5 protein-coding genes and 1 pseudogene are annotated in these 6,060 nt (G+C 63.3%); all 6 read left to right on the top strand.

The features are described 5' to 3' along the window. Positions 1-1,875: pseudogene (locus ACTJLC_RS27090) on the top strand (YadA family autotransporter adhesin); the annotation flags it as partial. A 21-nt stretch (positions 1,876-1,896) separates the two neighbouring features. Next, positions 1,897-2,082 (top strand): YadA C-terminal domain-containing protein, encoded by a 186-nt coding sequence (locus ACTJLC_RS27085; protein ID WP_440845768.1) that lies wholly within the window; start codon positions 1,897-1,899, stop codon positions 2,080-2,082. 221 nt (positions 2,083-2,303) lie between these two features. Further along, the gene (locus ACTJLC_RS27080) at positions 2,304-2,996 is read left to right on the top strand and encodes an OmpA family protein (protein WP_310135495.1); all 693 of its coding nucleotides are present in this window, start codon (positions 2,304-2,306) and stop codon (positions 2,994-2,996) included. A gap of 132 nt (positions 2,997-3,128) precedes the next feature. Then, positions 3,129-4,271: a DUF2827 family protein gene (locus ACTJLC_RS27075; RefSeq protein ID WP_440845764.1), complete on the top strand. Its 1,143-nt coding sequence runs from the start codon at positions 3,129-3,131 to the stop codon at positions 4,269-4,271. Further along, positions 4,265-5,389, top strand: coding sequence for a DUF2827 domain-containing protein (locus tag ACTJLC_RS27070; protein WP_073429173.1), 1,125 nt, complete (start codon positions 4,265-4,267; stop codon positions 5,387-5,389). The genes ACTJLC_RS27075 and ACTJLC_RS27070 overlap by 7 nt, the downstream gene beginning before the upstream one ends. After that, positions 5,386-6,027: a hypothetical protein gene (locus tag ACTJLC_RS27065; RefSeq protein WP_073429172.1), complete on the top strand. Its 642-nt coding sequence runs from the start codon at positions 5,386-5,388 to the stop codon at positions 6,025-6,027. Before ACTJLC_RS27070 ends, ACTJLC_RS27065 begins: the two co-directional genes overlap by 4 nt. Positions 6,028-6,060: the final 33 nt, after the last annotated feature.

The raw sequence follows: 6,060 nt of genomic DNA, 5'->3' as shown, positions 1-6,060 counted from the left end.
ACGGTAGTCGCGGGCAGCAAGACGCACTACTACAGCGTCAACGACAACGGCGTGCAGGGCGGCAACTACGACAACGACGGCGCGACCGGCGTGAACGCGCTCGCCGCGGGCGTGGGCGCCACCGCAGCGGGTTCGAGCAGTGTGGCGGTGGGCGACAGCGCCAGCGCGAGCGCCGACAAGACCTTGGCGTTGGGCGCGGGCTCGCTGGCGATAAACATCGGCGACGTGGCGCTGGGCTCGGGCTCGGTGACAGCGGCGGCCAATCCGACCTTGAGCACGACGATCGGCGGCAAGACCTACAGCTTCGCGGGCACGACCCCGGTCAGCGTGGTCAGCGTGGGAAGCGTGGGCGCTGAACGGCAGATCACGAACGTGGCGGCGGGGCAGATCAGCCAGACGAGCACGGACGCGATCAACGGCTCGCAACTGTATGCGACGAACCAGGCAATCGATACGCTGTCGACTTCGACGTCCACCGGTATCAGTTCGCTCTCGACGGGTCTCTCCACGACGAACAGCACCGTGGCCTCGCTGTCCACCGCCACGGGTTCGATCTCGACCAGCATCAGTTCGCTGTCGACGGGCCTCTCCACGACCGACAGCAACGTGGCCTCGCTGTCCACGTCGACTTCGACCTCGACCAGTTCGCTGTCCACGGGCCTCAGCACGACCAACAGCAACGTGACCTCGCTGTCGACCTCGGCCTCGACGGGCATCAGTTCGCTGTCCACGGGTCTGTCCACGACGAACAGCAACGTGGCGTCGTTGTCGACCTCGGCTTCGACCGGCATTAGCTCGCTCTCGACCGGCCTGTCCACGACGAATAGCAACGTGGCGTCGCTGTCCACGTCGGCCTCGACGGGCATCAGTTCGCTGTCGACGGGCCTGTCCACGACGAACAGCAACGTGGCGTCGTTGTCGACCTCGGCCTCGACCGGCATCAGTTCGCTGTCGACGGGTCTGTCCACGACGAACAGCAACGTGGCGTCGTTGTCGACCTCGACTTCGACGACGGCCAGCTCGCTCTCCACCGGGCTGAGCACGACCGACAGCAACGTGGCATCGCTCTCCACGACGGTCAGCTCGACGACCAGCAATATCGCGTCGCTGTCGACCGGCATGAGTTCGCTGTCCACCGGTCTGTCCACGACCAACAGCAGCGTCGCGTCGCTGTCCACGTCGACCTCGACGGGCATCGGTTCGCTGTCCACGGTGACGAGCACGGCGGTTAGCAGTGTCACTTCGATGTCGACGGTGGTGAGTTCGGTGTCCACCGGGCTTTCCACGACGAACAGCAATGTGGCGTCGCTGTCCACGTCGACCTCGACGGGCATCGGTTCACTGTCCACCGCGCTTTCCACCACCGACAACAACGTGGCGTCGCTTTCGACCTCGACTTCCACGTCCGCCTTGTCCTTGTCGACGCTGATCTCGACATCACGCCCGCATTACTACAGCGTGAATGACAACGGCAAGCAGCAGTCGAACTACGCCAATGACGGCGCTACGGGCGTGAACGCGATCGCGATCGGGCCGAACGCCACGGCTGCCGGCACGGACAGCGTCGCGCTCGGCAATGGCGCGAATGCTGGCACGGACGGCGCCACGGTGATCGGGGCGAATGCCATCGTGTCGGGCAGTAAAGGCGTGGCGCTCGGTTCGAATGCCACGGCTTCGGCGGCTAACTCGGTGGCGCTCGGCGCGAATTCGGTGGCTAGCGAAGCGAATACGGTTTCGGTCGGATCGGCGGGCGACGAGCGTCGCATCACGAATGTCGGACCGGGCGTCAATGGCACCGATGCGGTGAACGTGTCGCAACTGAGATCCGTGCAGCAGAGCGTGAACTCGATCGCCCGGAAAGCCTATTCGGGTGTGGCGGGCGCCACCGCGCTGACGATGATTCCAGAGGTGGACCTGGGCAAAATCATCGCGGTGGGTATCGGGGCGGCCAGCTATCAGGGCTACAGCGCTGTGGCACTCGGCTTCACCGCGCGTATCACCAACAACGTCAAGATCAAGGGCGGGGTAAGCAGCAGCAGTGCTGGGTACTCGGTTGGCGGTGGTGTCAGCTACCAGTGGTAACGAGGGAGGTTTGAAGGCTGCATCCGGAACGGAGAAAGTGCGTTCCGGGTGCAGTCGGAAATTCCCCTGCTGCGCAGTGCCTGTCATCCAGTTTCCCTGACGTGTTCTGACAGTCCTGGCAGTCGTGCTCACGTACCATCGACGCGTGTCTGGTGGTAACGCATGGCGAACACGGCAAACTTTTCGCACGGCCATCGGCCGGTATGACATCGAGGTTCCAAATGCTTAGAAAGATTCTAGCGGCGCTATCTATTGCCGCCGTACTGGCTGGATGTTCCGCGGCAACCGGTCCCACCTTCAGCGCCTATTCGGTGAGCTTGCCGAATAACGAAAAAGCTTTTCGCGTTGAGTGCTACGGCCTCTTCGAGGGCCAAGGAACCTGCTACTCCAAAGCACGCGAAATTTGCGGCAATACGCCTGTCCGTCCAGTCCAGGAAATTGCGCCGCTGGCGGGCAGCGGCGGACAACGCGACGTGCGTGTCCTGACGTTCCAGTGCGGCGCCGCGTCTGCACCGCAGCCTGCGCCTGCGCCGGTGGCAGTCGCGCCGGCGCCTCAGGCTCCGCCGCCGGCGCCGCGCAAGCTTTCGTTGAGCGGTGATGCGAATTTCGAAGTCGACAAGGCGACATTGACCGCCGCGGCGCGTACTCGTCTCGATGCGCTTATCGCAGCCGCTCAAGGCATGACGTTCAATACGGTCGCAGTCAGCGGCTTTACGGACTCGACCGCTTCGGCCGCGCACAACCAGGCGCTGTCGGAACGTCGCGCGCAGACCGTTGCGCAATATCTGCAGGAACACGGACTGAAGGCGCGGCAGTTCGTCGCGAAAGGTTATGGAAAAGCGGACCCGGTGGCGTCGAACGCGACGGCCAGCGGACGCGCACAGAACCGCCGCGTGGAAATCGCGCTCGACTAATAAAAAAGCAATCCCTCAGGGAAGTCCGCTTCGGATGATCGACCGGACCTTAGGCAGGACCGCTACTCCCCGCATGCGGTCCTGATTTTTTCGACCAATCAGCGGAAGTGCCCGAGCGGCAATCAAGGCGACATGCGGATCGGAATTTCAGTACTCACCCACACCGGACAGAGCGTCTGGGAAAACGGGCTGGGACAGAACATTTTTTTCTTTGCGCAACTGCTGCGCGCACTGCCGTTCGTGACGGACGTCGTGTTGCTCGACTGCGGCGATCAAAGGGAGCTGCCGCCCGAGGCCGTGAACCTCGCACAGGAATTCCGGCTCGTGCCTCCACGGGAGGCGACCGATCTCGTCGACGTCGTGTTCGAGATGGGAGGTGGCCTCGACGTCGAGTGGCTCGACCATATACGTGCGCTCGGCAAAAAGGTCATTTTTTTCTGCTGCGGCCAGCCCTATGCGGGGCTTGTCGAGCCAAGCGTATTCAAGAAGAGCGGCTATTTTTCGCGCGCGCAGCGCTGCGACGAGATCTGGATTCTCGCGAAGGACCTCGCCTTCAAGCCGATGCTTCAGACGCTGCACCGTTGCCCGGTATTCGAGGTGCCGTTCCTGTGGAATCCGGTATTCATCGAGCGGCGCGTCGCATTGGTCGCGCAGGCGGGGTTTCATTTCGGCTATGAACCGGCGCCGAAGCGGGACACCCCGCGCGCGCTGCGCGTCGCGATTTTCGAACCCAACATTTCCGTCGTGAAGTGCTGCGTGATTCCGATGCTGGTGTGCGACGAGGCATTTCGAAAGGATCCCGCGACGATTGCGCGCATGCACGTACTCAACAGTATCCAGATGAAAGACCATCCGAGCTTCGCGTTCCTCACGCGCTCACTGGATCTCCATAAACACGAAAAAATTCACCTGGACCAGCGGCATGATTTTGTCGGGTACATGAGCCAGCATGCGAACGCGGTAGTCGCCCACCAGTGGCATAACGCCCAGAACATTGCGTACCTGGATGTACTGTATGGCGGCTACCCGCTTGTTCATAACTCGCCGTGGCTCGCGGAACTCGGCTACTACTACGCCGACTCCGACATCGCCGCCGGCGGGGCGCAACTGGTAAGAGCCGCCCGCGATCACGATGCTGACCACGACGCCTATATGCGCCGCGCGCGGGCGTTTCTCGCACGCTTGAATCCGCTCGACGCGGACAACCGCGCACAGTATGCGCGGCGACTGCTGGACCTGGGCACCCGTCAGACGGCAAAGGGGGCGTCATGCTGAACGGCAAGCGCCTGAAAGTCGGCGTCACCATCTATCTGCGTGCCGGACAGCAGTCGATCTGGGAAAACGGCATCTTCCAGAACTGCTATTTCCTCACCATGCTGCTCAAGCGCTCACCGTTGATCGAGGACGTGTACCTCGTCAATGGAGGAGACGGTTCGCCGAATGAGGCGTCGCAGTTCCTCGCACTTGCGCCGGTGCCGCTCATCGACCTTGAAGCGGCACGCGAGCGTCTGGACGTGATCATCGAACTCAGCGCGCAGCTCAATCCCGACTGGGCGCGGGATTTTCGTGCCCGCGGCGGACACGTGATCGGCATGCGGGTGGCCAACGACTACGTGATCGACATCGAGCGGATGATGTTCGATCTGCCGCACGGCATGCTGGTTTCCGGCACGCCGTACAGCGCGATCTGGACGCTGCCGGCGTTCGAGCGCACCTGCGCGAGCTACTATGCGTCGGCCCTGCGCGCACCCGTGCGGGCGATGCAGCACCTCTGGAGCCCGGCGTTGCTGGAACGTTCGATGGCGGGCGCGCAGGCGGCTCCCGCCTTCGGCTATGTGCCCGGCGGCAGACGCTGGCGCCTCGCGATCCTCGAGCCGAACATCTGCATGGTGAAGACATCGCAGTTGCCGATGCTGATTGCGGACCAGGCGTATCGGCAAGAGCCGGCCATGATCGACTACCTGCGCGTCTATAACACGCTGCATCTGAAGGGCGATACACAGTTCGTCGGTTTCGCGCGCAGCCTCGATCTGGTTCGCCACGGGCGCGCGACCTTCGAGCCGCGCCTGCCCGTCTACGAAATCATGACGCAGCAGGCCGACGCGCTGATCTCGCACCACTGGGAGAACGCCCAGAACTACGTCTATTACGAGGCGCTTTACGGCGGTTATCCGCTCATCCACAACTCCACGTTGCTCGGCGGCTGCGGTTATCGCTACACCGATTTCGACTGCGAGGACGGCGCCCTTGCACTGCGCCAGGCGTTCGCGGCACACGACGCCAGCCTTGCGGACTATCGCAGCGCGGCACGCGCATTCCTGGCGACGCTCGATCCCGAGTCGGAGCGCAACGTCGAGCTGTACACGGCGGCGATCGGGGACCTTTACCCATGATGGTGAGACAGAACATGCCCGCGAAGCGGCGCGCTTTCGACGTCTCCAGTTCGCGTGCCGCACGATGGCGCGCGCGGGCGATGTGGACTTGCACGATGCTCGCTTGCCTGTCGGGACCGTCGCTTGCCCAGCCGCTTCCCGTCTCGCCTGGCTCGGCAACGGCGGTCAATCCGGGCACGCCGCCGCCCCCCGTGGAGGCTCCTGCAACCGTGCTTGCACAGGCCGCGCAAAAGGTGGGCGTGCGTCGTTGCTATCAGGCGATCAATGTCGTATCGAGCCGAACGTTCTTGAATACCGAACGCACTGACGTCGTGTTGGACTGGGACCGCCAGGATCCGGACAGTGCGCCGTTCTTCTCGCTCGCCGGCCTCGAATACGGACAGAACTCGGCGGTGCTTTCGCTCACGACGACGCCAGTGCCGAACGGCGGGTGCGCGATCCTCGCCGAACGTATTTCAAGCGCCCCGATGCCCTGCAAGGACGTGGCGCGCTCGGAACTCGGCGGCTATCACGCGAATACGCTCGTGAAACTGGTGACGGTCTACACCACGCCTGGCCGGTCGCGTGAGACGGTCACGCTGATCGATGCGCCTCCGTCATGTGTGATCGTGCGGCGCCAGGTGCAGTTCGGCCGGTGAGCGGGACAGTGAGAGCGGCCGACATGACTGAAG

It is taken from the genome of Paraburkholderia sp. 22099, from assembly GCF_052045835.1.
Taxonomy (GTDB): Bacteria; Pseudomonadota; Gammaproteobacteria; order Burkholderiales; family Burkholderiaceae; genus Paraburkholderia; species Paraburkholderia terricola.
Note: the sequence above shows the minus strand (reverse complement) of the source record. Positions and strands in the feature narration are given on the sequence as shown.

Excerpts from the sequence above, each read along its gene's own strand:
- ACTJLC_RS27085 (WP_440845768.1), top strand. The coding sequence starts at position 1,897 with ATGATTCCAGAGGTGGACCTGGGCAAAATCATCGCGGTGGGTATCGGG.
- ACTJLC_RS27080 (WP_310135495.1), top strand. The coding sequence starts at position 2,304 with ATGCTTAGAAAGATTCTAGCGGCGCTATCTATTGCCGCCGTACTGGCT.
- ACTJLC_RS27075 (WP_440845764.1), top strand. The coding sequence starts at position 3,129 with ATGCGGATCGGAATTTCAGTACTCACCCACACCGGACAGAGCGTCTGG.
- ACTJLC_RS27070 (WP_073429173.1), top strand. The coding sequence starts at position 4,265 with ATGCTGAACGGCAAGCGCCTGAAAGTCGGCGTCACCATCTATCTGCGT.
- ACTJLC_RS27065 (WP_073429172.1), top strand. The coding sequence starts at position 5,386 with ATGATGGTGAGACAGAACATGCCCGCGAAGCGGCGCGCTTTCGACGTC.